Annotated in this window: 17 protein-coding genes, 1 tRNA gene and 1 pseudogene; 12 read left to right on the top strand and 7 right to left on the bottom strand. The window is 70.0% G+C overall.

All coding sequences use genetic code 11. The features are described 5' to 3' along the window. Positions 1–9 precede the first annotated feature (9 nt). From ACFY01_RS26160 to ACFY01_RS26170, 3 genes are read left to right on the top strand one after another with little or no spacing between them, the layout of a single operon-like run. Complete coding sequence (locus ACFY01_RS26160) at positions 10–3258, top strand: glycosyl hydrolase family 28 protein (RefSeq protein ID WP_390738162.1); 3249 nt, start codon at positions 10–12, stop codon at positions 3256–3258. Then, the gene (locus tag ACFY01_RS26165) at positions 3255–5522 is read left to right on the top strand and encodes an alpha-galactosidase (protein ID WP_390738163.1); all 2268 of its coding nucleotides are present in this window, start codon (positions 3255–3257) and stop codon (positions 5520–5522) included. Before ACFY01_RS26160 ends, ACFY01_RS26165 begins: the two co-directional genes overlap by 4 nt. 10 nt (positions 5523–5532) lie before the next feature. Continuing rightward, entirely contained in the window at positions 5533–7563 is a 2031-nt protein-coding gene (locus tag ACFY01_RS26170; protein WP_390738164.1) for a PQQ-dependent sugar dehydrogenase, read from the top strand. Positions 7564–7570: 7 nt separating this feature from the next. On the opposite strand, the gene ACFY01_RS26175 is transcribed toward ACFY01_RS26170, so the two are convergent. Then, positions 7571–9397, bottom strand: coding sequence for an AMP-dependent synthetase/ligase (locus ACFY01_RS26175; RefSeq protein ID WP_390738165.1), 1827 nt, complete (start codon positions 9395–9397; stop codon positions 7571–7573). A gap of 319 nt (positions 9398–9716) precedes the next feature. Then, positions 9717–10586: a LysR substrate-binding domain-containing protein gene (locus ACFY01_RS26180; protein WP_390738166.1), complete on the bottom strand. Its 870-nt coding sequence runs from the start codon at positions 10584–10586 to the stop codon at positions 9717–9719. A gap of 172 nt (positions 10587–10758) precedes the next feature. On the opposite strand from ACFY01_RS26180, the gene ACFY01_RS26185 reads away from it, so the two are divergent. After that, positions 10759–11781 carry a bile acid:sodium symporter family protein gene (locus tag ACFY01_RS26185; protein WP_390738167.1) on the top strand — a complete coding sequence of 341 codons (1023 nt, stop codon included), beginning with the start codon at positions 10759–10761 and terminating at the stop codon, positions 11779–11781. Positions 11782–11813: 32 nt separating this feature from the next. Here the strand turns inward: ACFY01_RS26185 and ACFY01_RS26190 are convergent, their stop codons facing one another. Together ACFY01_RS26190 and ACFY01_RS26195 are read right to left on the bottom strand one after the other, a co-directional pair. Further along, on the bottom strand, positions 11814–13712 hold the full coding sequence (locus tag ACFY01_RS26190; protein ID WP_390738168.1) for an exo-alpha-sialidase: 1899 nt from the start codon (positions 13710–13712) through the stop codon (positions 11814–11816). 153 nt (positions 13713–13865) lie between these two features. Then, a complete protein-coding gene (locus tag ACFY01_RS26195; RefSeq protein ID WP_390738169.1) occupies positions 13866–14783 on the bottom strand; it encodes a zinc-binding alcohol dehydrogenase family protein in 918 nt (305 codons plus the stop codon). Positions 14784–14910: 127 nt separating this feature from the next. On the opposite strand from ACFY01_RS26195, the gene ACFY01_RS26200 reads away from it, so the two are divergent. Together ACFY01_RS26200 and ACFY01_RS26205 are read left to right on the top strand one after the other, a co-directional pair. Further along, a complete protein-coding gene (locus ACFY01_RS26200) occupies positions 14911–15351 on the top strand; it encodes a MarR family winged helix-turn-helix transcriptional regulator (RefSeq protein WP_390738170.1) in 441 nt (146 codons plus the stop codon). Between the two features lie 16 nt (positions 15352–15367). After that, positions 15368–15892, top strand: a complete 525-nt coding sequence (locus tag ACFY01_RS26205; protein ID WP_390738171.1) for an isochorismatase family protein — start codon at positions 15368–15370, stop codon at positions 15890–15892. A 40-nt stretch (positions 15893–15932) separates the two neighbouring features. Here the strand turns inward: ACFY01_RS26205 and fdhD are convergent, their stop codons facing one another. Beyond that, the gene (gene fdhD, locus ACFY01_RS26210) at positions 15933–16781 is read right to left on the bottom strand and encodes a formate dehydrogenase accessory sulfurtransferase FdhD (protein ID WP_390738172.1); all 849 of its coding nucleotides are present in this window, start codon (positions 16779–16781) and stop codon (positions 15933–15935) included. A gap of 191 nt (positions 16782–16972) precedes the next feature. Here fdhD and ACFY01_RS26215 point away from each other — a divergent pair. From ACFY01_RS26215 to ACFY01_RS26230, 4 genes and pseudogenes are all read left to right on the top strand, one after another. Next, positions 16973–18292: pseudogene (locus ACFY01_RS26215) on the top strand (OFA family MFS transporter); the annotation flags it as partial. Then, a complete protein-coding gene (locus ACFY01_RS26220; RefSeq protein ID WP_361448894.1) occupies positions 18267–18395 on the top strand; it encodes a hypothetical protein in 129 nt (42 codons plus the stop codon). The pseudogene ACFY01_RS26215 and the gene ACFY01_RS26220, both read left to right, overlap by 26 nt. Positions 18396–18532: 137 nt before the next feature. Further along, the gene (locus ACFY01_RS26225) at positions 18533–19480 is read left to right on the top strand and encodes a beta-ketoacyl-ACP synthase III (protein ID WP_390738173.1); all 948 of its coding nucleotides are present in this window, start codon (positions 18533–18535) and stop codon (positions 19478–19480) included. Between the two features lie 143 nt (positions 19481–19623). Continuing rightward, positions 19624–20307 (top strand): GntR family transcriptional regulator, encoded by a 684-nt coding sequence (locus tag ACFY01_RS26230; protein ID WP_390738174.1) that lies wholly within the window; start codon positions 19624–19626, stop codon positions 20305–20307. Positions 20308–20322: 15 nt separating this feature from the next. Here ACFY01_RS26230 and ACFY01_RS26235 read toward each other — a convergent pair whose 3' ends face one another. After that, positions 20323–21495, bottom strand: a complete 1173-nt coding sequence (locus tag ACFY01_RS26235) for a low temperature requirement protein A (RefSeq protein ID WP_390738175.1) — start codon at positions 21493–21495, stop codon at positions 20323–20325. A 270-nt stretch (positions 21496–21765) separates the two neighbouring features. Here ACFY01_RS26235 and ACFY01_RS26240 point away from each other — a divergent pair, with 270 nt between their 5' ends. Continuing rightward, positions 21766–23325, top strand: coding sequence for an aldehyde dehydrogenase family protein (locus ACFY01_RS26240; RefSeq protein WP_390738176.1), 1560 nt, complete (start codon positions 21766–21768; stop codon positions 23323–23325). Between the two features lie 229 nt (positions 23326–23554). After that, positions 23555–23639, top strand: a tRNA-Leu gene (locus ACFY01_RS26245). A 98-nt stretch (positions 23640–23737) separates the two neighbouring features. Here ACFY01_RS26245 and ACFY01_RS26250 read toward each other — a convergent pair. After that, a complete protein-coding gene (locus tag ACFY01_RS26250; protein ID WP_390738177.1) occupies positions 23738–24994 on the bottom strand; it encodes an MFS transporter in 1257 nt (418 codons plus the stop codon). Between the last annotated feature and the right edge of the window lie 470 nt (positions 24995–25464).

Consider the following 25464-nt stretch of genomic DNA (forward strand, 5'->3'; position numbering starts at 1 on the left):
AGCCGTCCCATGCGACCCCCCGCAGTTCACCGGAAGGGGGCGGCGGCGATCGTGTTCTTCGTACTCGCCGTCGTCCTCGGCCTCACCCAACCGTCGGCCCTCGCGGCCCGCCCGCCCGGACCGCAGCAGGCCGCCGTGTTCAACGTGCGCGACTACGGCGCCAAGGGCGACGGATCCACCAACGACTCCCCGGCCATCGACAAGGCCATCACGGCCGCGAACTCGGCTGGCGGCGGAACGGTCCGCTTCCCGTCCGGCGCCTACAAGTCGAAGAACACCATCCACATGAAGAGCAACGTGACGCTCCAGGTCGACACGGGCGCCACGATCCAGGGTTCGAGCGCGGACACCTATGACAAGGCCGAGACCAACCCCTACGACGACTACCAGGACTACGGACACAGCCACTTCCACGACGCGATGATCTACGGTGACCGGCTGAGCAACATCGGCTTCGTCGGTGACGGCGTCATCGACGGCCTCGGCAACCTCATCACGGGCAACCCCGACTCCGGCGAAGCAGACAAGATCATCTCGCTCACCCGGTGCAACGGGCTCAGGATCGGCGACGGCCTCACCCTGCGCCGCGGCGGCCACTTCGCCGCCCTCGTCAACGGCTGTACGAACGTCACCTCCGACCGGCTGACCATCGACACCGCGAGCGACCGCGACGGCTGGAACATCATCTCCACCACCAATGTCACCGTCACCAACGCGAACATCAAGGCCAACGACGACGCCCTGGTCTTCAAGAGCGACTACGCACTCGGCGCCAAGCTCCCCAACGGCCATGTCCGGGTGAGCGATTCGTACCTGTCGGCGAAGTGCTGCAACGCCCTGATGTTCGGCTCCGAGACCTGCGGGGACTTCTCCGACTACCAGTTCGAGAAGATCCGTATCGAGGGCGCCGACAAGTCGGGGCTGGGCATGGTCTCCATGGACGGCGCGAAGATCTCCGACGTCCACTACCGCGACATCACCATGACCGACGTCCACTCCCCGATCATGGAGAAGATCGGCACGCGGAAGCGGTGCGGCAACGGCCCGGGCGTGGGATCCATCAGCGACGTCACCTACGAGAACATCACCGCGACCGGCAACAGCCCCTCCTTCAGCCCGACCCTGTGGGGGGAGAGCGGCCACCGCATCAGCGGCATCAGCTTCACCAACGTCGACATCACCGTGCCCGGCGGAAACGGCACCATGTCCACCGGCGTACCGAGCAACGACGCGAGCGACTACAACCCGAAGAGCATCGGGACACGGCCGGCGTACGGCTGGTACATGCACAACGTAGACAACGTGCAATTGACCGACAGCTCCGTGCGGTTCGCCGCCGGTGACGGGCGCCCGGCGGTCATCGCCAACGTGGCGAGCGGCCTGCGCCTCACCCGCTTCACCGCTCAGCACGGCAGCGACGCACCCTACGACATGGGCTTCCAGAACGTCACCGGCTACTGCCTGACGGACAGCCGCACCACCTCCGGATCGACACTCCGCGTCTCCGGCAGCGGATCCACGGAGAACTGCGGATCCACGGCCGCCGCACGCCCCCTCGACGTGCAGAACCCCCGCCAGGACTTCCTGCGCGCCTCCGTCGGCGGACTCTTCCTGCACTGGGGCCTGCGCACCGCCCCCGCCCACACCAGCTGCACCGCCTGGGAGAACGACGTCACCAATGGCGGATGGACACCGGACTACTGGGTGAACGAAGCCCGGAAACTGCATACGCAATACCTCGTACTGGCGACACTCCACAGCCGTCTCGGCTACGCCCGCCCCTGGCCGTCGAAGATCCCCGGCTCCTGCTCCACCAAACGGGACTTCCTCGGTGAACTGATCAACGCCGCGAAGGCCAAGGGCATGAAGGTCATCCTCTACATGACCGACGACCCCCAGTGGCACGACGAGGGCGGCCACGAGTGGCTCGACTCGGCTGCCTACTCCGCCTACAAGGGCAAGCACGTCGACCTCACCACCCGCGACGGCTTCGGCCAGTTCAGCTACGACAACTTCTTCGAGGTCATGGACCGCTACCCCGACCTCGGCGGCTTCTGGATCGACAACGACAACGCCTACTGGGAGAGCCACGACCTCTACCAGCAGATCTACCGGAAGCGCCCGAACTACACGCTCAGCAACAACAACGAAGACACGCCGATCATGGATATGATCAGCAACGAGCAGAAGACGGGGATGTCGCCTGCATACGATTACCCGCAGGCTGTATACACCGCGCAGCCCCGCCTGACCGAGGCCGACTTCAAACTGCCCTCGACCGGCGCCTGGTGGTACGACGGCTCCAATCCCACCGTCGACCGGATGCTCACCCTCGGCCGGCTGATCACCAACGCCGGTTCCTCCGTCAAGGCATTGATGGCGGAGACCGCGCAGGTCAATGGCACCTTCCCCACCAACCAGGCCGCCTTCAACACCTTCGCGAACACCTATCTCGACCCCATCTGGGAATCCCTGCACGGCACGGAGGGCGGCGGCTACATGTACGGCGGCCTCAAACCCGGCTTCTGGAACGACGGCGCCCACGGTGTCACCACCATCAGCAGGACCGACCCCGACCGCCAGTACATCCACGTCCTGGCACCGCCCAGCACCAGCACCCTGCGCATCCGTGACAACGGCTACCGGATCGCCTCCGTCACCGACCTCCGCACCGGCGCCGCCGTCTCCTGGTCACAGTCGGGCGGTGTGCTGACGCTGAACGGCCTGGACACCTGGGACCCGTACGACACTGTCTTCAAGGTCACGACCGCCGGACGGCAGGGCATCCTCTCCGGGGTCACCGTCAGCGCCAGCGCCTCCGCGAGCGGGCACGCGGGCCCGGCCGCCGGCGACGGCGACTACCTCACGTACTGGGACAACAACAAGACGCTGCCCGTCAACCTCACCTTCGACCTCGGCAGTTCGAAGAAGGTGCAGTACATCGGGCTCAACCAGCGCGAGGACTCCGTCGCCTACGCCCGCTCCGACACCGAGCAGTCCGCCCGCATCAAGGACTACAAGGTCTTCCTCAGCAACGACGGCACCACCTGGGGCAGCGCGGTGAAGACGGGACAACTCCCCAGCCGCCGCGGCATCCAGGGCATCGACCTGACCGCCGCCAACGCCCGCTACGTACGCCTCGAGATCGACACCACCTGGGCCGCGTCGACCGACACCACCCGCTACAAGCGGCTGCGGATCGACGAGGCGTGGATCGGCACCGCATACGCCACACCCGCGAACGGGGGACGGTCATGACCCGTATCAGAGCACTGGTGGTCGCTGTCGCCGGCCTGCTGATCGCCGCGGCCATCCCACTGCTCACCGCCGGCCACCCGGCGGTCGCGTCCGACAACGGCCAGTCGGTCCGCCCCGCCATGGGCTGGAGCAGTTGGAGCTTCGTGCGCCGCCAACCGACCGAGGCCAAGATCAAGGCGCAGGCCGACGCGCTGGTGGCGAGCGGCCTGAAGGACCACGGCTTCGTCCACGTCAACCTCGACGACTTCTGGCAGAAGTGCGACGACAACGGCTTCACCGTCGACTCCTACGGCCGCTGGGCCGTCGACACGGCCAAGTTCCCGGGCGGCATCAAGCCCCTCGCCGACTACATCCACTCCAAGGGCCTGAAGTTCGGCTTCTACGTCACCCCCGGCATCGCCAAGAACGCGGTGATCAGGAACACGCCGATCGAGGGCACGCCGTACCACGCGAAGGACATCGCGGACACCTCGAAGACGGAGAAGAACTACAACTGCAAGAACATGTACTACATCGACTACGGGAAGCCGGGTGCCCAGGAGTTCGTGAGCTCCTGGGCACGGCAGTTCGCCTCCTGGGGGGTCGACTACCTGAAGATCGACGGAGTGGGCAGCCAGGACGTCGCCGACGTCCAGGCCTGGGACAAGGCCCTGCGCGCCACCGGACGCCCCATCAACTTCGCGCTGTCCAACAACCTTGCCCTCTCCGACGCCCCCACCTGGCGTACTCTCGCCAACAGTTGGCGCACCCAGGGTGACGTCGAGTGCTACTGCGGCCCGGACCCCAACGGCAGCGGCTACCCGCTGACCGACTGGTCGCACGTCTCCGCCCGCTTCAACACGGCCGCGTCCTGGCAGCCGTACGCCGGACCCGGCGGCTGGAACGACCTGGACTCCCTCGAGATCGGCAACGGAGACCAGGTCGGCCTCACCGCCGACCAGCGCCGCTCCCACTTCACGCTCTGGGCCATGGCGGCATCGCCGCTGCTGCTCGGCACCGACCTCACCCGTCTCGACCCCGTCGACAAGGCCATGCTCACCAACGACCGTCTCATCGGCGTCGACCAGGACGGCGTGGCGGCCGCGCGGATCGTGAACAGCGGCGGTCGGCAGGTCTGGAGCAAGAAGGAGAGCGACGGCCAGTACGTCGTGGCCCTGTTCAACACCAGTACGTCAGGCAGCGCCACGGTGAGCGTGAAGTGGTCCCAGGTGGGCTTCACCGGCTCCGGCGACGTGACCGATCTGTGGTCCGGCTCGCACAAGGGCCTGATCGCCGACTCCTACAGCGCGACGCTGCGGCCCGGCGAGACCCGGCTGATCCGGGTGAAGCCGACCGCCCCGGCGAGGCCGGCGGCCGTTGCGGCGGGCCTGGCCGCTTCACCGGGCATGGCAGTCGCCCCGTACGAATACCTCGGCTGGGGCAGCCCGCCCGATCCCACCTCCGTGATGGCGGCGACCGGGGTCAAGTGGTTCACGCTCGCGTTCGTCCTCTCCGACGGCACCTGCAACCCCAAGTGGGACGGCAACCGCCCGCTGACCGGCGGCACCGACCAGTCGAAGATCAACGCCATCCGGGCCGCCGGCGGTGACGTGATGGTCTCCGTCGGCGGCTGGAGCGGGGCCAAACTCGGGGAGAAGTGCTCCAGCGCCTCGGCATTGGCCGCCGCATACCAAAAGCTGATCACTGCATACAAACTACGGGCGATCGACATCGACATCGAGAACACCGAGTGGTCCAACGCCGCCGTGCGCCAACGCGTCGTGGACGCCCTGAAGACGGTGAAGGCCGGCAACCCCGGTCTGAAGACCGTCATCACCTTCGGCACGACAACCGACGGACCCGACGCCACCGGCGTCGACATGATCAAGCGTGCCGCGAACTCCGGTCTGGCGAACGACGTCTGGTGCATCATGCCGTTCGACTTCGGTGGCGGCACCACGAACATGGGCACCCTTACCACCCAGGCCATGGAAGGGCTCAAAAGCCGGGTCAAGTCCGCCTACGGCTACTCCGACACCACCGCCTACGCCCACATCGGCCTGTCGTCGATGAACGGCCGCACCGACGACTCGGGCGAGCGCGTCCGCACCGCCGACTTCAAGACGATGCTCGCCTACGCCCGGCAGCACCACATCGGCCGCCTCACCTACTGGGCCGTCAACCGCGACCGGGCGTGCGGCACCGGCACCGACGGCGACTCCTGCAGCGGCGTGACGCAGCAGCCGTACGACTACCTCAAGGTCTTCACCCAGTACACGGGCTGAGAGGACAACCATGAACCTCACCAGAGCACTGTCGTGGGCCCTCTCCCTGGCCCTCGCCGCGCCGCTCGTCGCCCTGACCTCCGGCCCCGCCCACGCGGCCACCGACTACCAGGCCGAGGACGCGGTCATCTCCCAGGGCACCGTGGCCACCAACCACACCGGTTACACGGGCACCGGCTTCGTCGACTACACCAACGTCAAGGGCTCCTACGTGGAGTTCACGGTGAACGCCGCCACCGCGGGCACGGCGGCGGCGACGCTCCGGTTCGCCAACGGGACGTCCACGGACCGCCCGATGGACATCTCCGTCAACGGCACGGTGGTCGCCTCCGCCGTCTCCTTCCCGGCCACCGCCGACTGGAACACCTGGGCGACCAGGAGCGTGAACGTCCCGCTGAACGCCGGCCCCAACAAGATCCGCGCCACCGCCACGACGGCCGACGGCGGTCCCAACCTCGACCGCGTCGGCATCGGCGCGGCGGCCGACACCCAGGCCCCGACCCGTCCCGGCCAACCCAGTTGCCCGGACATCGGCGAGGACGGCCTCACCCTGGCCTGGGGCGCCTCGACGGACAACGTGGGCGTGACGGCATACGATCTCTACGAGCACGGCAACAAGATCGGTGAAGCGCCGGGGGGTTCCACCTCCAAGGACCTGACCGGCCTCACACCGAACACCACCTACGACCTCACCGTCATCGCCCGCGACGCCGCCGGCAACACATCCTCCGCCAGCCCCGTCGTCGACTGCACCACCAAGCCCAGTTCCGACACCACCCCGCCCACCGCCCCCGGCACGCTCTCCGTCTCCGCCGTCACCTCGAACAGCGCCGACCTGAGCTGGGGCGCCGCCACGGACGACCGCGCGGTCGCCGCGTACGACGTGCGCAGCGGCACCACCGTCTACAAGACCGTCACGAGCGGTACGACGACCACACTCACCGGTCTGGCCTGCGACAGCCCGTACGCACTGAACGTCGTCGCCCGCGACGCGGCCGGCAACGTGTCCCCGCAGAGCAACACGGTGAACCTCACCACCAAGGCCTGCGCGACGGACGGCGGCGTCCCGTCATCCATCAGCACCCTCTCCACCGGCTGGACGATCCCCTGGGGCACCTACTGGATGCCCGACGGAAAGTCCGCACTGGTCACCGAGCGGGACGACTTCCGGGTCTGGAAAGTGACCAAGGACGGCACCAGGACCCAGGTCGGAACCGTCCCGAACGCCGTCACCACCAACGGCGAGGGCGGCCTGCTCGGCGTCGCCGTCGACCCCGGATGGGACAGCAACCACTTCGTCTACTTCATGCACACGGCCGCCGAGGGCAACCGGGTCGTCCGCATGACCTTCGACGGCACGCAACTCAGCGGCTACACGGTTCTGTTGCAGGGCATCAAGAAGAACCGCTACCACAACGGCGGCCGCCTCGCCTTCGGCCCCGACGGCTACCTGTACGTCTCCACCGGCGAGGCCCAGACACCCGACCTCGCGCAGGACAAGAACTCCCTGAACGGCAAGATCCTGCGCATGACGACCGACGGCAAGCCGGCCCCCGGCAACCCGTTCGGCAACTACGTCTACTCCTTGGGTCACCGCAACCCGCAGGGCCTCGCCTTCGACCGCAGCGGGCGACTGTGGGAGGCGGAGTTCGGCAACAGCTCCAAGGACGAACTCAACCTGATCAAGCCCGGCGCCAACTACGGCTGGCCGACCTGCGAAGGAAGTTGCAGCGTCGCCGGAATGACCAACCCCAAGGCCACCTGGAACGTCTCGGAGGCCTCCCCGAGCGGTATCGCCATCGTGCGCAACGTCGTCTACATGGCGTCCCTGCGCGGCGAACGGCTGTGGCGCATCCCGATCAACGGCGACAACGAGAGCGTCGGCACTCCGACCGCGTACTACGTCGGCACCTACGGTCGACTGCGTACCGTCACCAAAGTACCGGGTGCTGACCAGCTGTGGCTGTCGACGACCAACTGCGACAACAACGGAGGGGCGGCGGACGGGTCGGACAAGTTGTTCCGCGTCAGCATCGGTTGACCGGCCGTCAGGCTCGGTAGAGGGCGTCCACTTCGTTGGCGTAGGCGTTCTCGATCGCCTTCCGCTTGAGCTTCAGCGAAGGCGTCAGCAGCCCGTGCTCCTCGGTGAAGGGCTGGGCGAGGATGCGGAACGTACGGATCGACTCGGCCTGCGAGACGAGGGTGTTGGCGGCGACCACCGCCCGCCGCACCTCCGTCTCCAGGTCGGCGTCCCGTACCAGTTCGGCGGGCGACATCTTCGGTTTGCCCCGCATCTGGAGCCAGTGTTCGACGGCCTCCTGGTCGAGGGTGACCAGGGCCGCGACATACGGGCGGTCGTTGCCCACCACGATGCACTGGTTGACCAGCGGATGGTCGCGGACGCGCTCCTCCAGCACGCCCGGCGACACGCTCTTGCCGCCGGAGGTCACCAGGATCTCCTTCTTGCGGCCGGTGATGGTGAGGTAGCCGTCCTCGTCGAGGCTGCCCAGGTCGCCGGTGGCGAGCCAGCCGTCGTGCAGGGTCGCGTCGGTGGCCTTCTGGTTGTTGAGGTAGCACTGGAAGACGTTGGCACCGTGCAGCCAGACCTCGCCGTCGTCGGCGATGTGCACCGTGACGCCGGGGATGGCCTGACCGACCGTGCCGTAGCGGGTGCGCTCGGGCGGGTTCGCGGTGGCGGCGGCGGTCGACTCCGTCAGGCCGTACCCCTCGTAGATCTGCACGCCGGCGCCCGCGAAGAACAGTCCGAGTCTGCGGTCCATCGCCGAACCGCCGGACATCGCATTCCGTATGCGACCGCCCATCGCCGCGCGCACCTTCGCGTACACGAGTTTGTCGAACAACTGGTGCTGCACGCGCAGAGCCGCCGAGGGGCCGGGTCCGGTGCCCCATGCCTTCGCCTCGATCGCGTCCGCGTACTTCACCGCGATCTCGACGGCCTTCTCGAACGGGCCGGCCTTGCCTTCCTTCTCAGCCTTGCGGCGGGCGGAATTGAAGACCTTCTCGAAGATGTACGGCACCGCGAGGATGAACGTCGGCTTGAACGCCTGAAGGTCGGGCAGCAGGGCGGCGGCGTTGAGTTGTGGCTGGTGGCCGAACCGGACCTTGCCGCGGATCGCGGCCACCTCGACCATGCGCCCGAAGACATGCGCGAGCGGCAGGAACAGCAGCGTCGCCGCCTCGTCGCCCTTCTTGGAGTGGAACACCGGCTCCCAGCGGTCGATGACGGTGTCCGCCTCGAACATGAAGTTGCCGTGCGAGATGACGCAGCCCTTGGGCCGGCCGGTGGTGCCGGAGGTGTAGATGATGGTGGCGATCGAGTCGGGGGTGACCGCCTGGCGGTGCCGGTGCACCGTCTCGTCGTCGAGGTGGGCACCCGCGTCGTACAGCTCCTGAAGCGCGCCCGCGTCCAGCTGCCACAGCTGGCGCAGGTGCGGCAGCCGGTCGATGACGGTGGCGATGGTCATCGCGTGGTCCTCGTGCTCCACCACGGCAGCGGACACCTCGGCGTCGTACAGCATCCAGAAGATCTGCTCGGCCGAGGAGGTGGGGTAGACCGGTACCACCTGGGCGCCGATCGTCCACAGCGCGAAGTCGAACAGGGTCCATTCGTAGCGGGTCCGGGAGATGATCGCGACCCGGTCGCCGAAGCGGACGCCCCGGGCCAGGAGCCCCTTGGCCAGGGCGAGGACCTCGTCGCGGAACTCGGCGGCGGTCACATCGCGCCACCGGCCGAGCTCGTCCTTGCGGCCGAGCGCGACGTGCAGCGGGTCCGCGAGGGCATGGTCGAAGACGACGTCGGCCAGACCTCCCACGGGTGGCGCCGACGCCATCGGAGGGTTCGTGAACTCGCGCAAACCCGCTCCCCGCTCCTTGTGACGCTCGCCCAGCGCCGTGAAAGCTACCCCACCCGCACACCGGGCGGGAGGGGGGCCGAAACCGAGCAAAGCTCACGTTTGCGCAGGCCGACGACCGGAAAATGCGCGCACATGGGGAAGGGTCGGACAGAATCCTTACGGTTCAGTAAGTTTCGGGGCCGTAATCTCCACCGAATCTGTACGCCGCGATTACGGCGTCCGCAGCACGCGAACGTCCCCTCCAGACCGAACAATTTTGGGCCACATGAGCTGTGTTCTGTATGCAGACATTGCATTTTGTATGCACACAATGCATATCTCAGCCACCCCGCCGGTGCAGCCGCTCCCCGCCCGCCAGGAGGGCCGCCGCGAGCGCGTCCGCCGCGTTCCGGGCCGAGGCGCGGACACGTCCGTGCACCAGGACGAAGTCGACCCTCCCGAGCTCCGGGAGCCCCGCCCGCTCCGGCAGCCGGAACAGCCCCGGCGGGATCAGGCCCCGGGAGTGCGCCATCACACCGAGACCGGCGCGCGCCGCCGCGACGAGCCCGTTGAGGCTGCCGCTGGTGCAGACGATCCGCCACGGCCGGCCCTGCCGTTCCAGGGCCTCCAGCGCCAGCGCCCGGGTGATCCCGGGTGGCGGGTACACGATCAGCGGCACCGGCCGTTCGGGATCCAGGCGGAGCCGTTCGGCGCCGATCCAGACCAGGTCGTCGTGCCAGACCAGCTCGCCGTGCGGGTCCTGAGGGCGGCGCTTGGCCAGCACGAGGTCCAGTTTTCCGCCGGCCAGCTGTTCGTGCAGGGTGCCCGACAGCTCCACCGTCAGCTCCAGATCGACCTCGGGATGGTCGTACCGGAAGCCTTCGAGGATCTCCGGCAGCCGGGTGAGGACGAAGTCCTCCGACGCGCCGAACCGCAGTCGGCCGCGCACCCGGGTGCCGGTGAAGAACGCCGCCGCCTGCTCGTGCGCCGCCAGGATCCGGCGGGCGAAGCCGAGCATGGCCTCGCCGTCCTCGGTCAGCTCCACGGAATGCGTGTCCCGCAGGAACAGCTGGCGTCCGACGGCGTCCTCGAGCCGGCGCACGTGCTGGCTGACGGTGGACTGGCGCAGCCCGAGCCGCCGAGCGGCCCGCGTGAAGCTGAGCGTCTGGGCCACCGCGAGGAAGGTACGCAGCTGCGCGGGGTCGTACACACGCCGAGGGTATATCGCGGAACGTGATGACAGTCAGAGTGGTGTGCGGGATTCCCGATCGGCCTGCCGGGGAGGACGATGGAAGGGGGCCCTCCGGGGGCTGGGGCACCCCTCAAGCACCGCGTACGAACGTAGATGGAGCACTGTGAAACGCCTGCACCGGCCGAGTCGGATGCCGATCGACCCGTACATCCTGCTGCTGCTCGGCACGGTGGGCCTCGCCGCGCTGCTGCCGGCCCGGGGCACGGCCGCCGATGTCGCCTCCGGCGCTTCCACGGCCGCGATCGCCTTCCTCTTCTTCCTCTACGGCGCCCGGCTGTCCACCCGTGAAGCAGTGGACGGCCTGAAGCACTGGCGGCTCCACGTCACCGTCCTGGCCTGCACCTTCGTCGTCTTCCCGCTGCTCGGTCTGGCAGCGCGTGGGCTGGTCCCGGCGCTGTTGACCCAGCCGCTCTACCAGGGCCTGCTGTTTCTGACACTCGTTCCGTCGACGATCCAGTCGTCGATCGCCTTCACCTCGATCGCCCGCGGAAACGTGCCCGCGGCGATATGCGCGGGTTCCTTCTCCTCGCTGGTCGGGATCGTGCTCACCCCGCTGCTGGCGGCCGGCCTGCTCGGCAACGCCGGCGGCGGGTTCTCCGCCGACTCGCTGGTGAAGATCGTGCTGCAGTTGCTCGTGCCGTTCCTCGCCGGGCAGGTGCTGCGGCCCTGGGTGGGGGGCTTCGTCGCCCGGCACAAGAAGATCCTCGGGCTGGTCGACCGCGGTTCCATTCTGCTGGTCGTCTACACCGCCTTCAGCGAGGGCATGGTGCGGGGGATATGGCACCAGGTGAGCGCGGTCCGGCTGGCCGGGCTGCTGGCCGTCGAAGCCGTGCTGCTCGCCGTGATGCTCGCCCTGACCTGGTACGGCGCCCGCGCGCTGCGCTTCGGCCGCGAGGACCGGATCGCCATCCAGTTCGCCGGGTCGAAGAAGTCCCTTGCCTCCGGGCTGCCGATGGCGAGCGTGCTGTTCGGCGCGCACGCCTCGCTGGCGGTCCTGCCGCTGATGCTCTTCCATCAGATGCAGCTCATGGTGTGCGCAGTCATCGCCCGGCGCCGGGCAGGCGATCCCGAGACGCCCGAGACGCCCGCGACGTCGACGGCGCCGACCGCGGTGTCACGGACCGCCGCCGACAGCGGGCCACGCAGCCGCTGACGGTTGCCGGGACCGGCGGCCTCCCCGGTTGTTCACCTTGCTGCGTGGCCCTTGCCGATGTGGTCCAGGGGCAGCCACAGCACGGTGTCCTCGGTGGGCTCCCGCTTCGGAGGACCGGCCAGTTCGTCGTCGCTCAGCGCCCGGTCCCAGACGTGGACGTCGTCGATGGCACCGGTGAAGAAGGCCCGGCTGTCCATACGCTGACCGATGTGCACGCCGAACGGGGAGTTACGGCTGACCGAACCCGGGACATCGACAACGGACGATTGCATACCGTCTACGAAAATCGTCAACCGGCCGCCGCCGCGGCGCAGCGCCAGATGGTGCCACCGTCCGTCGTTGTAGGCACCGGCCGTGCTCACGGTCGCCGTCCGCACGGCGGTCGCGCCGTCCCGTACGGTGATCAGCCCGCGCACGCGGTCGCTGCCCGGCTCGCCGCGCAGCCAGACCTGGGGCTGGGTGGTACCGATGCCCCCCATCCACAGCAGCGGCTGCTCGCCGTTCGTGGCGGTGTAGCGGAACCACAGTGACGCCGTGAAGTCCTTGGCACCCAGCGGCAAGCGGGCCCGGTACGGCAGTCGCACGGCGTCGTCGACGCCGTCGAACTCCAGCGCGCCGCCCGACACACCGCCCGTCTCCTCCGCGCCGCCGAGCACGGCCGCGCGCGGGGCGTGCGAAGTGAGGTCGGCCGTCGTCGGGTCGGGGCCGCGGCGCGGGGTGAGCCAGTCCTCGGTGAAGCGGGCGAACCGGATCTCGTCGCGGGCGTCGACCGCACCGCCCTCGTACATCAGGCCCACCGTGTCGCGGTCGACACCTACCAGGTCGGAGTAACCCGACCAGTCCGTGGTGACGACCGTGCCCCGGTCCACGCTGTCCCAGGTGCGTCCGCCGTCGTAGGAGGAACGGATCATCATCGTCCGGCGGCGGTCCGGGTCGCCCGGGCAGGCCAGCAGGATGCGGTCGCCCAGGCGCAGTGTCGAGCACTGCACCTGGGGGGCGTAGAGGTCCGGGAGGTCGCGGAACGGGGCGGCGAAGCCGGCGCCGCCGTCGCGGCTGACCGTCTGGGTGCGGTGGCCGAGGTCGGTGCCGTCCTGTTCACGGCCGCTGACGAGGACGGAGCCGTCGGCACGCTCGGTGAGGGTCAGTTCGGACGGCTTCTGCCGGAACGTGCCGTCGGCGGCGATAGGCCAGGTGTCGGTGGCCCCGGCCCGCCAGTGGTCGCCGTCGTCGTCGCTGACGATCAGCGCCGCGTGGTTGGCGGTGACCCGGCTGCCGTTCCACGTCTCGGTGTTGACGCCGAACACCAGCCGCCCGGCGTGGCGGCCCCGGGTGAGCTGGATGCCGTGCACCGGTCCGGTCGCGTACCAGGAGTTCCAGTCGGGAGGAAGGATCTCCGGACTCAGGTCGCGCGGCTCGGACCAGGTCAGGCCGTCGTCGTCGCTGTACTGGAGGTGCGGTGTACGGTCGCAGGGGACCTGGCAGCTCCCGCTGTCCGTACGGCCGGTGTTGTAGGTCTCCGCCAGCAGGACGCGCCCCGTCGCACGGTCCACGATCGGCGCCGGGTTGCCGTGCGTGTCACCGGCTCCCTCGGTGACGACCCGCAACGGGCTCCAGGTGCGGCCGCCGTCGGCGGAGCGCTTCACCACTATGTCGATGTCGGCCGCGTCCCCGCAGTTGAGGACCCGTCCCTCGGCGAACGCCAGCAGCGTGCCCTTCGTCGTCCGCACGATCGCGGGGATGCGGAAGCACGCGTAACCCGGGTCCTGCGAGGCCTTGAAGAGCACCTGCTGTTCGAAGTCGGCCGAGTCGGCCGCGAAAGCGGCCGGTCCGGCCTGCGCAGGGTACGGCAGCAGGAACGGGAGGAGCACCGCGGCCGCCGTGAGAACGGCGGCCAGGATGCGTCTCGGGCGTGCGCGAAGACCTGACGGCATGGTGCGACCTGCCCTTCATCCACCTGGATCCGGACGTCCGGATCTCTGGACATCGGGACATCCCACGTCCAACGTTCGCTCCCACGACGGTAGTTGGCGCTTCGGGCGCCCCACAAGAAGCGTGCGGCCACTTCCCGGGATCGGCGGGACGCGTCAGAGGCGCAGCACCACCTTGCCGAGGTTGCTCCGCGACTCGATGACCTCGTGGGCGCGGGCCGCGTCCTCCAGCGCGAATTCTCCGTGCACGGCGGGCCGCAGCGCGCCCTCGCTGAACAGTCGCCACAGCTCGACCCGCCACCGCTCGTACAGCTCCGGCCGGCCTCGGGCGATCCGGGCCATCTGGAACCCGATCACCGACTTGGCGCCCACCAGGAGGTCGTACGCCTGGATCGTCCCGCCGCCCGAGCTGTACGCCACCAGCCGGCCGTCCGGTGCGAGTGCGGCGATCGCGGGCGTGAGCAGGTCGCCGCCGACCGCATCCAATATGCAGTCGACGGGGTCTCCCCAGTTGTCGTCCGTGTACGCGATGACGTCATCGGCGCCGAGAGAGCGGACGAAGTCCGCCTTGGCCGGGTCGGACACGGCGCCCACCACCCGGGCGGCGCCGCGCAGGCGCGCCAGCTGGACGGCGAGGTGGCCGACGCCGCTCGCGGCCGCCGTGACCAGAACCGCCTCGCCGTGCTCCGGCCGCGCCGCCTCCAGGGCGCCGAGTGCGACCAGTCCGCTGCGGACCAGTGCCACCGCGTCGACGGCGGAGGCGGCCTCGGGCACGGCGGAGGCCATCGCCTCGTGCAGGATCGCGAAGTCGGCGTACCCGTGCCCGAAGCACAGTCCCGTCACGCGCCGGCCGACGTCGAACCGGGTGACCCCGTCGCCGACGGCCACGACCTCCCCGGCGATCTCACCGCCCAGCGGGATCGGTTCGGCGGCCTCGGTGACCTTGCGTACGACCGGGAGGGTGAGGCCGACGGCCTCGGTGCGCACGAGCAGCTCGCCCGGGCCGGGCTCGGGCACCGGGGCGTCCTCCAGGAACAGTGGGCCACCGGGGGACTCGTACCGGACGCGACGCATCGCACCTCCTGAGGAAGCGGACGGAGCGGGGGAGCGCCCTCCCGAACCACGCCCGCGAATCGTTGGGAGCCCCAACGATAGAGGATATTCATTGGGAAGTCCAACGGTTGGCCTGTAGGCTGTCCTCATGGCCGAAGCCCCCCTTCCCGCGATCCGTTCCCTCCCCAGCTGGATCCTCGGCCGGGCGGCCGCGCGCGGCCGGGCCCTGGTCGCCGAGGCGCTGGCGGCGCAGGACATGAAGATGTGGCACCACGTCGTACTCTCCGCCGTCCGCGATCTCGCCCCCGTCGCCCAGGCCGACCTCGGCCGCGGCATCGGACTCGACCCCAAGGACCTGGTGGGCGTCCTCAACGACCTGCAAGCCGCAGGCCTCGTCGTCCGTGCGCCGGACCCCCGCGACCGCCGCAAGAACGCTGTCTCCCTGACCGACGAGGGCGCCCGGCTGCTCACCCGCTGCGAGGAGGCGGCCCGGGAGGCGAACGACGCGCTGCTCGCCCCGCTGTCGGCGGCCGAACGCGACCAGTTCATGGCCCTGCTGACCCGGATTTCCGGTACGGAGGGCGTGTGACGGTTAACGTTCCGTCATGACCGCACCTCTCGCCCTCGATCCGGCGCGCACCGCCCTCGTCCTCGTCGACCTGATGGACCGCATCGTCGCGCTGCCCCTGGAACCCCGCAAGGGAACCGAAGTCCTCGCCGTCGCCGAACAGTTGGCGACCGCCTTCCGGTCGGCCGGCGCGCCTGTCGCGCTCGTCCGCGTCGAACGTCCCGGCGTTGCCGAACAGCCGCCCGGCAGCGGACTGGTGGCCGGCCTTCCGCGGGACGAAGACCTGGAGATCGTGAAGCGTACGATCGGCGCCTTCCAGGGCACGGACCTCGACCGCCGGCTACGGGAGCGAGGAGTCACCACGCTCGTGTTCGGCGGCATCGCCACCAACCTCGGTGTCGAGTCCACCGCCCGCGCCGCCGCCGACCTCGGCTACGACCTCGTCTTCGTCGAGGACGCCATGGCCGCCTTCACCGCCCCCGAGCACGAGGCCTCGGTGACGCTGGACTTTCCCCGGCTGGGAACGGTGGTGCGCGCGCAGGAGCTGCGGCTGCAACCCTGACCGGCCGACGGCAGGCCGGGAGCCCGACGGCCGAGGCGGGTCAGCCCTGCGCGGCCGCGGTCCGCAGAGCGATGCGGTCCTCGCCCGCGTACACGTTCATGGAGCTGCCCCGCAGAAAGCCCACCAGGGTCAGCCCGGTCTCGGCGGCCAGGTCCACCGCCAGCGAGGACGGTGCCGACACCGCCGCCAGCACCGGAATGCCCGCCATCACGGCCTTCTGCGCCAGCTCGAAGGAGGCCCGGCCGGAAACCAGCAGGATGGTGCGGGACAGCGGCAGGTCCCCGTTCTGCAACGCGCGCCCGACCAGCTTGTCGACCGCGTTGTGCCGGCCCACGTCCTCGCGGACGTCCAGCAGCTCGCCGTCCTCGTCGAACAGGGCCGCCGCGTGCAGACCGCCGGTCCGGTCGAACACCCGCTGGGCCGCCCGCAGCCGGTCGGGGAGGGCGGCGAGCAGTCCGGGCGCGACACGTATCGGAGGCCGGTCGGCGATGGGCCAGCGGGCCGTCGTACGGACCGCGTCCAGGCTGGCCTTGCCGCACAGCCCGCACGAGGAGCTGGTGTACACGTTTCGCTCCAGCGTGAAGTCGGGGAGCGTGACGCCCGGCGCGGTCTTCACGTCCACCACGTTGTAGGTGTTGGAACCGTCGACCGTCGCCCCCGCGCAGTAGACGATGTTCAGCAGATCGGATGCGGTGGCCAGGACCCCCTCGCTCACCAGGAACCCCGCGGCCAGCGCGAAGTCGTCGCCCGGTGTACGCATGGTGACCGCGAGCGGCTTGCCGTTGAGTCTGATCTCCAGGGGTTCCTCGGCGACGAGCGTGTCCGGGCGGGCGGAGACCGCCCCGTCGCGGATGCGGATCACCTTGCGTCGTTCGGTGACTCGTCCCATGTCCTGATCAGCCCCGGTTCCGTACGTGCTGGTAGCCATCCCATTGTCCTGCACGCCCAGCGTGGAGGACAGCAGGCCAAGGGTCGCACGCCGACCGTTCACCGCATCCTGAATACCGTTCATCGCATACGGTCGACGCGCCCGGTTCTCAACTTCCCTCCCCGGCCCCTAGCGTTCGGCCTCATGAGCAGCCCCCTGTCGCGCCCCCGGGATGGAGCCGCTGGCTCGTCCCGCCCGCAGCTCTCTCCGTCCACCTCTCCATCGGCCAGGCCTACGCCTGGAGCGTCTTCAAACCGCCTCTCGAAGCCGCGCTGCATCTCGACGGCACCCAGAGCGCCCTGCCCTTCCAGCTCGCCATCGTGATGCTCGGACTGTCGGCCGCGTTCGGCGGCACACTCGTCGAACGCAACGGCCCGCGCTGGGCGATGACCGTGGCCCTCGTCTGCTTCTCCTCGGGTTTCCTGCTCTCCGCGCTCGGCGCGCAGACGGAGCAGTACTGGCTCATCGTCCTCGGCTACGGCTTCGTCGGCGGGATCGGCCTCGGCATCGGGTACATCTCACCCGTCTCCACCCTGATCAAGTGGTTTCCGGACCGGCCCGGCATGGCCACCGGCATCGCCATCATGGGCTTCGGCGGCGGTGCCCTGATCGCCTCGCCCTGGTCGGCGCAGATGCTGGACTCGTTCGGCACGGACCACTCCGGGATCGCGCTCGCGTTCCTCGTGCACGGTCTTTCGTATGCGATCTTCATGTCGCTGGGCGTCCTCCTGGTCCGGGTACCGCGCGCCGAGCGGCCCGAGGGCAGCGCCGTGAGCTCCCTCGAGGGCGTTCAGGTGTCGGCCCGCAGCGCGGTGCGCACCCCTCAGTTCTGGTGCCTGTGGGTCGTGCTCTGCACCAACGTCACCGCCGGCATCGGCATCCTGGAGAAGGCCGCGCCGATGATCACGGACTTCTTCGCCGACAGCTCCACGCCGGTGTCGGCCTCCGCGGCCGCCGGTTTCGTCGCCCTGCTGTCGGCGGCCAACATGGCCGGCCGGATCGGCTGGTCGTCGGCCTCCGACCTGATCGGGCGCAAGAACATCTACCGGGTCTACCTCGGCGTCGGAGCGCTGACCTACCTGCTCCTCGCCCTGGCCGGCGACTCGGTCAAGCCGCTGTTCGTCCTGTGCGCACTGGTGATCCTCTCCTTCTACGGCGGCGGCTTCGCGACGATCCCCGCCTATCTGAAGGACCTGTTCGGCACCTACCAGGTCGGTGCGATCCACGGACGGCTGCTCACCGCCTGGTCGACCGCGGGCGTGCTCGGGCCACTGATCGTGAACTGGATCGCCGACCGGCAGGAAGCGGCCGGCAAGCACGGATCCGCGCTCTACGCGCTTTCGTTCGCGATCATGATCGGCCTGCTCGTCGTCGGGTTCGTCGCCAACGAGTTCGTACGCCCCGTCCACGCCCGTCACCACGTCCCCGCGCCGAGGGAGGCCGCCGATGTCCAGCGACACCAGTCCGCCTAGCCGACGGGGACTGATCGCGTTCGCCTGGCTGTGGGTGGCCGCGCCGCTCGGATACGGGCTCTACGAACTCGTGCAGAAGGCGACCCAGCTGTTCACCGGGTGAATGCTCGGGCGTCCGAGGGTCTGACAGAAGCCGACAACACCGGCGCCCGATTCCTGTGGCTTCACCTGCCGCCGTACCCGTGAGTCACTGCCCAGACTGGTGGATCCCGCTGCTCACGCTGAACGAGGGGTCCCCAGTTGAACGGCTCGCGCATCATCGCCATCGGCCACCACCAGCCCGCCAAGGTGCTCACCAACGAGGACCTGGCGGGCATGGTCGACACCAGTGACGAGTGGATCCGCAGCCGGGTGGGCATCCGCACCCGGCACCTCGCCGGCCCCGACGAGTCGGTCGACGAACTCGCCGCGCACGCGGCCGCCAAGGCCCTCGCCGCGGCGGGCCTGGCCCCCGCCGACATCGACCTGGTCCTCGTCGCCACCTCCACGGCGATCGACCGCTCCCCGAACAACGCGGCCAGGGTCGCGGCCCGGCTCGGTGTTCCGGAGCCCGCCGCGATAGACGTCAACGTGGTGTGCGCCGGATTCACCCACGCCCTGGCCACCGCCGATCACACGGTCCGCGCCGGTGCGGCGACCCGCGCCCTGGTCATCGGTGCCGACAAGATGTCCGCGGTGACCGACTGGGCCGACCGCAGCACCTGTGTCCTGGTCGGGGACGGGGCGGGAGCCGTCGTCGTCGAGGCGTCCGGTGCGGCGGAGGAGCCCGGGATCGGGCCGGTGCTGTGGGGTTCGGTGCCCGAGATGGGGCACGCGGTACGGATCGAGGGCACACCGCCGCGATTCGCGCAGGAGGGGCAGAGCGTCTACCGCTGGGCCACGACCCGGCTGCCGGCCCTCGCCCGCAAGGCGTGCGAGCGCGCCGGGACCGCCCCCGAGGACCTCGCCGGAGTCGTCCTGCACCAGGCGAACCTGCGCATCGTCGAACCCCTGGCCGAGAAGATCGGTGCTGTCAACGCGGTGGTCGCGCGCGATGTCACCGAATCGGGCAACACCTCAGCCGCCAGCATTCCGCTGGCCCTGTCCAAGCTCGTCGAGCGGGGCGCGCTCTCCAGCGGTGACCCCGTCCTGCTGTTCGGCTTCGGCGGCAATCTGTCCTATGCCGGGCAGGTCGTACGGTGCCCTTGAGATCACCAGTCACGCGCCCGGTTCACGGTCTACGGTCGGTTGTGCACCGTAGACCGTAGACGAAAGACAATCGATACTGGGCGCCCACTGCACACGCGCACACCGTCCACGACGGACGGCGTGCCGAGAAGGGGGGACCCGGGATGTTGTCGACCGGACTGCCGCAGGGAGCAGTGCCCAAACTCGAACGGCCCGGCCCACTGCGCGACCGCGTCTACGAGGCGCTGCTCGAACTCATCACCACCCGCGCGTTGCAGCCCGGCCGGCACCTCGTCGAGAGCGAACTCGCCGGACAGCTCGGAGTGTCCCGGCAGCCGGTGCGCGAGGCCCTGCAACGGCTGAACACCGACGGCTGGGTCGATCTGCGGCCCGCCCAGGGCGCGTTCGTGCACGAGCCGACCGAGGAGGAGGCCGACCAGCTCCTGACGGTCCGGACGCTCCTGGAGACCGAGGCGGCCCGCCTCGCCGCCGCACACGCGGACGACGACGGCATCGACGCCCTGGAGGAGTTGCTGATCCGGGGAATGTCGGCCGTCGCCAACCACCCTGACGACATCGCCACCGCCGTGGCCCTGAACACCGCTTTCCACGCCAAGATCATGGACTTGTCGGGCAACGCCGTCCTCGCCGAGCTGGGCCGGCAGGTCGAGCGCCGGGTGCGCTGGTTCTACACGCCGGTGGCCCGTACCCGTGGCAAGCAGTCCTGGGAGGAACACCAGCATCTGGTCGCCGCCATCACCGGCCACGACGAGGAGCGCGCCGCCCGGCTGATGCGCGAGCACACCGAACACACCCGGCGGTCGTACCACGCGCGCGACCAGTCCTGACGACCGGCCGGGGCCTCACGCGCGTGCCATGTCCAGGCCACGCCTCTCGGCCGTACACCAGCGGGCCTCCACCGCCAGCATCGCCACCAACACCGTGACGAGGGCGACGAGTTCGACGGCCGCGGACCAACGGACGCCGAGGAACGCGGCGGCGAGGGCGACCGGTGCGGCGACCGCGCGGTGCCGCACCGGAAGCAGCCGCATCGCCCTTCTGAACGCCACGTCACCGACGAGGAACAGCGCGACCCCGCCGGCCAGCGCGAGCGCCGGGCCGGTGGCGAGTTCCTCGGTGAGATGCCCGAGCGTCTTCTTCACCCCGGCGGCGAGACACGCGATGCCCAGCAGCATCGGCAGGAAGGCGTAGTAGTAGGCGTTCATCGCCAGCCGCCAGCGCTGCTGCGGCGGCGTCGCCCGGAACGCGGCCTCGGCGCCCTCCTCGTCGCGTACGAAGTACGTCCACCACAGGGCGACGGCGAGCGCGAGCGCCAGGAACGCACCGCCGAACAGGCCGGGCGAGAGCGGCAGATCACCGATGCCGACGCCGATGGAGATCACCGACTCACCGAACGCGACGATCAGCAGCAGTCCGTGCCGCTCCACGAAGTGCGCCGGATCCAGGGCGCCGAGCTGGACCCGCAGGGCGGCGGCCGTACGTCCGTCCCGGCGGCCGGGGCCGTGCTCGGCCACGAACGGTGTCATGAACTGGAGCGACAGCGCCAGTATCCACAGGCCGTCCGCCGGGAGGCCGTCGACCAGGCCGGCGGCGGTGACCGAGAGGGCGGCCAGCGCGTTCGGCACGCCGTACCAGACCGAGTCCCAGCCGTGGCTGCGCGTGTACAGCGCCGTGTGCACGATCACTACGAGCAGGAAGCCGAGCCCGAACACGACGCCGGTGTCGTCGAAGACCCGCGGGATCGCCAGCGCGCACACCAGGAACGCGGCCATCCCGAGCATCAGCAGCAGACGCCGGGAGGGGCGGTCGGGCGGTACCTGGTTGGTGAGGTAGGCGTAGGCGCCGTACATCCAGAACAGCACCACGAAGATCAGCGCCACGCGGCCCGCCGTCGCGAACGACAGGTCGGCGGCGAGCAGCACCGTCAGCTGGGTGAGCGTGAAGACGAAGACCAGGTCGAAGAAGAGTTCCAGGGTGGTGACCCGGCGCCCTGTCTCCTCCGTCGCGGTGTCCATTCGGTGTTCCCCCTTGGATGATCGGTGAGCCGATCGTAGAGGGACGACGTGGACCGGTCCGCATCGCCGCATGCCGCGACGAGGACCAACTGCGAGGTGCCGAGGCGGCGTTGGAGCGGGGTACGCCCGGCCTGCCGTCCGGCCGCGGCCACGGGCGCGCGCCGACGACGCAGGACACCCCCGCCCGAGTCCGCGTCGAAGCGGACTCAGGCGCCGAGGACGACCCTGGGCCACACCCGCCCCGAGCCTGCACCGAGAGCGGAGCTACCCATGGCATCCACCCCGACCACGAACCGCCCCCTCGTCCTGAAACCGGGCACGTCCTGGAACGACGCCTGGCAGCGAAGCCTCTCCGTCGCCCCCGAGGCCTTCCGCGACGACCGTGTCCTCAACCTCTTCGGCGGCGCCTGGCAGCCGGACGGGCGGGCACTGCCCGCGACCACGCCGGTCGACGGCAGCCCCATCGCCGGCGCGCCGCGCCTCGACCGGGACACCGCCCACCAGGCCGTACGCGCCTCACTCGACCAGCACCGCGCCTGGCGGCACGTCCCCCTCGCCGAACGCCGGGCCCGGATCGCGGCCACCCTGGACGCGCTGACCGAGCACCGTGACCTGCTCGCCCTGCTGCTCGTCTGGGAGATCGGCAAGCCCTGGCGGCTGGCGCGGGCGGACGTCGACCGGGCGATCGACGGCGTGCGCTGGTACGTCGACGGCATCGAACCGATGGTCGACGGCCGCACCCCGCTGGACGGCCCCGTGTCCAACATCGCCAGCTGGAACTATCCGATGAGCGTGCTCGTTCACGCCATGCTGGTCCAGGCCCTGGCGGGCAACGCGGTCATCGCCAAGACCCCCACCGACGGCGGTGTCGCCTGCCTCACCCTGGCCTCGGCACTGGCCGCCCGCGAGGGCGTTCCCGTCACCCTCGTCAGCGGCAGCGGCGGCGAGCTGTCCCACGCGCTGGTGCGGGCACCCGAGATCGGCTGCGTCTCCTTCGTCGGCGGGCGCGACACCGGCGCCGCGGTGGCCACGGCCGTCGCCGACCTCGGCAAGCGGCACGTCCTGGAACAGGAAGGACTCAACACCTGGGGCATCTGGAACTTCTCCGACTGGGAGGCGCTCACCGCGGTCGTCCCCAAGCTGTTCGACTACGGCAAGCAGCGCTGCACCGCCTACCCCCGCTTCGTCGTCCAGCGTGCGCTGTTCGACGAGTTCCTCGCCGCCTACCTCCCGGCGGTCCGCACGATCAGGGTCGGCCACCCGCTGGCCGTCGAGAACCCGGACGACGCCCTGCCCGAACTGGACTTCGGCCCCGTGATCAACGCCGCCAAGGCCAAGGAGCTCACGGACCAGGTCAGCGAGGCCGTCGACCGCGGCGCCGTCCCGCTGCACCGGGGCAGGCTCGCCGACGCCCGCCTCCTGCCCGGCCAGGACACCTCCGCGTACGTACAGCCGGTCACCCTGCTCAATCCGCCGCCGTCGTCCCCGCTGCACCACGCGGAGCCGTTCGGCCCGGTCGACACCATCGTCCTGGTCGACACGGAGGCCGAGCTGCTGGCCGCGATGAACGCCTCCAACGGCGCCCTGGTGGCCACCCTCGCCACGGACGACCGCGCGACCTACGACCGGCTGGCACCGCAGATCCGGGCGTTCAAGGTCGGCCACGGCAAGCCGCGCTCGCGCGGTGACCGCGACGAACTCTTCGGCGGGTTCGGCGCGTCCTGGCGCGGTGCCTTCGTCGGCGGTGAGCTCCTGGTGCGCGCGGTCACGCAGGGCCCGGCCGGGGAACGGCTGCCCGGGAACTTCCCGGACTACCAGCTTCTGCCGTGACTCCGCTCCGGCCGTGACCGGTCCGGCCTGACGATGCGCCGCGCGACGCCTTGCGCCACCGCAGAGTGAAACGGCGTTCACCCGGTGTGAAGGTGCGGGGCCGTGGGGGCCACCGGGCCCCCGTGGTCCTGCCCACACAGCGGATATGCAGGTGAAACGCACTCCGAAACCTTGGTATTGTTGTCCATGTCGCCGCGGGGAAGACCCCCGGCAAGGCGGCAGACACCTGGTCCGGGTGGCGGAATGGCAGACGCGCTAGCTTGAGGTGCTAGTGCCCTTTATCGGGCGTGGGGGTTCAAGTCCCCCCTCGGACACTTCTCACAAAGGGTGCCGACCGGTCGACGGTCGGCACCCTTTGCGCGTTGTCCGCGTCCCGCGTCCGCCGGCAGGCCCGGTCCCTCGGCCCGACGGCTCAGCCCGATACCTTGCCCATGTCGGCCGGGGACTCCCCGAGGAACGACTGCCCCCGGCGGCCCAGGCCGATCAGCGCCCACAGGGAGAAGGCCAGCGGGACGGCACCGGAGACGATCACCTGGCCACGGCTGGAGACGAGGGCGTTCGGGGTGCCCAGGACGAAGCCCAGGCCGATGCAGATCCGCGACAGTGCCTGGTAGCACGCCCACGCGCTGCCGTGCACCTCCGCCGGCACCTGACTGTGTACGGCATTTCGTAGACCGACATTGCATACACCATTGCCGAACCCGCCCAGCAGGAACAGCGGGAAGATCACCGCGGCCACCGGCAGCAGCCCGGCGGACAGCAGCGCGACGGAGATGCCGAGCACTCCACCGAGGATCAGCGCGGTGTGCCGCGCCGACCAGCCCGCGCGGCCGGCCAGCAGCGCACCGGGAATGCTGCCCAGCGCCCAGGTGGCCAGGAAGAGACCGAAGAGGAGTTCGTTGCCGTCGGCCACGTCCCGCAGATAGAAGACGCCGGCGACCCCCTCCACGCTGGTGGCCAGCATCGCCGCGGCGAGCGTGGGCAGCAGCACGCCCAGCACCGGGGCGTCGCGCAGGGCGTGGTAGCCGTCCGAGAGCTTCGTCGACGGCCGGCGTCCGAGCGCCACGTCCGTACGGCGCGGGACGGCCAGCGCCGTGCACCCGGCGAGTACGAGGAACGACACGGCGTCGGCGGCGAGGAGGAACCCGGTGCCCCGTGCGGAGTGCAGGAAGCCGGCCAACGGCGGTCCGATCAGCCCGGCCGTCGACAGCCCCGCGGTGAGCAGGCTGTTGGCCCGTCCGGTGTGCTCGCCACCGGCGACCACCGGCAGCATCTTGAAGCCGGCCGTCACCGACGCCACACCGGCCAGCCCCGACAGCGCGATCAGCCCCACGCGCAGATGGAAGCCGTCCACTGCGGCGGCGGCGCCGAAGGACAGCGCCTGGACGGCCAGCGCCGACAGGCACACCGACCGGGCGCTGCGCCGGTCCACCAGTGCTCCGACGAGGGGAGCGGCCAGGACGGTGGGGATCAGCTCGGCGAGGAACACCTCGGTGACGCCCCAGCGGATGCCGTGGTCCGCCGCGTCCAGCACCATCCCGAGGGAGGCGAGGGAGTCGCCCACGCGTGAGAAGACAGTGCCCGCGATCAGTACCAGAGCGGGGGCCGGGATCAACAGGCCTCGGCGCAGTGTGGCGAACCTCGTCTTCCGCGTTTTGTGCGTGTCCAATCGAGTCCAATCCATCTGCTTGCCGTGATCACTTCAAGGCTGCTGCGGAACAGATTAGGTCTGCTCCAGGAGCGGGAGGGCGTCCACCGGCCACCCCCCGGACACCGCCCGGGCGGTGTTGGAGGAGCCTCGGCCCGGGCACCGGTATCCCGGCTTCTCGGCCATGTCCGGTACCGGGCGGAAATGGGCGTCCGGCGCTCCGGTACCGCGGAATGCCGGGCTTCGACGGCCGTCCCGGCCGCCCGTCCGCGGGCCGCCGCGGCGCAACTGCCGTGTGCCCGGGGTGTGATCACCGCCATTCCGACCGGCGGGCCGGTGCTCCGGTCACTGTCCACCGGTGTTCTGTCAGCGGCACGCGACCATCGTTTTTCGGACAAGCGCGGGTACGGAGGGGCCCTCCCCGTGCACAGCCCCCGGGGCGCCGGCCCCGGCTCGACAACACCTCGCCGCCGCCCCGAAGTCGGCCGATG

Origin of the sequence: Streptomyces sp. NPDC001480 (genome assembly GCF_042894725.1) — a bacterium.
Lineage (GTDB): Bacteria > Actinomycetota > Actinomycetes > Streptomycetales > Streptomycetaceae > Streptomyces.

Excerpts from the sequence above, each read along its gene's own strand:
- ACFY01_RS26200 (WP_390738170.1), top strand. The coding sequence starts at position 14,911 with ATGGCCGAAGCCCCCCTTCCCGCGATCCGTTCCCTCCCCAGCTGGATC.
- ACFY01_RS26170 (WP_390738164.1), top strand. The coding sequence starts at position 5,533 with ATGAACCTCACCAGAGCACTGTCGTGGGCCCTCTCCCTGGCCCTCGCC.
- ACFY01_RS26190 (WP_390738168.1), bottom strand. The coding sequence starts at position 13,712 with ATGCCGTCAGGTCTTCGCGCACGCCCGAGACGCATCCTGGCCGCCGTT.
- ACFY01_RS26220 (WP_361448894.1), top strand. The coding sequence starts at position 18,267 with ATGTCCAGCGACACCAGTCCGCCTAGCCGACGGGGACTGATCGCGTTC.
- ACFY01_RS26205 (WP_390738171.1), top strand. The coding sequence starts at position 15,368 with ATGACCGCACCTCTCGCCCTCGATCCGGCGCGCACCGCCCTCGTCCTC.
- fdhD (WP_390738172.1), bottom strand. The coding sequence starts at position 16,781 with ATGGGACGAGTCACCGAACGACGCAAGGTGATCCGCATCCGCGACGGG.
- ACFY01_RS26240 (WP_390738176.1), top strand. The coding sequence starts at position 21,766 with ATGGCATCCACCCCGACCACGAACCGCCCCCTCGTCCTGAAACCGGGC.
- ACFY01_RS26185 (WP_390738167.1), top strand. The coding sequence starts at position 10,759 with ATGCCGATCGACCCGTACATCCTGCTGCTGCTCGGCACGGTGGGCCTC.
- ACFY01_RS26165 (WP_390738163.1), top strand. The coding sequence starts at position 3,255 with ATGACCCGTATCAGAGCACTGGTGGTCGCTGTCGCCGGCCTGCTGATC.
- ACFY01_RS26230 (WP_390738174.1), top strand. The coding sequence starts at position 19,624 with ATGTTGTCGACCGGACTGCCGCAGGGAGCAGTGCCCAAACTCGAACGG.
- ACFY01_RS26160 (WP_390738162.1), top strand. The coding sequence starts at position 10 with ATGCGACCCCCCGCAGTTCACCGGAAGGGGGCGGCGGCGATCGTGTTC.
- ACFY01_RS26195 (WP_390738169.1), bottom strand. The coding sequence starts at position 14,783 with ATGCGTCGCGTCCGGTACGAGTCCCCCGGTGGCCCACTGTTCCTGGAG.
- ACFY01_RS26235 (WP_390738175.1), bottom strand. The coding sequence starts at position 21,495 with ATGGACACCGCGACGGAGGAGACAGGGCGCCGGGTCACCACCCTGGAA.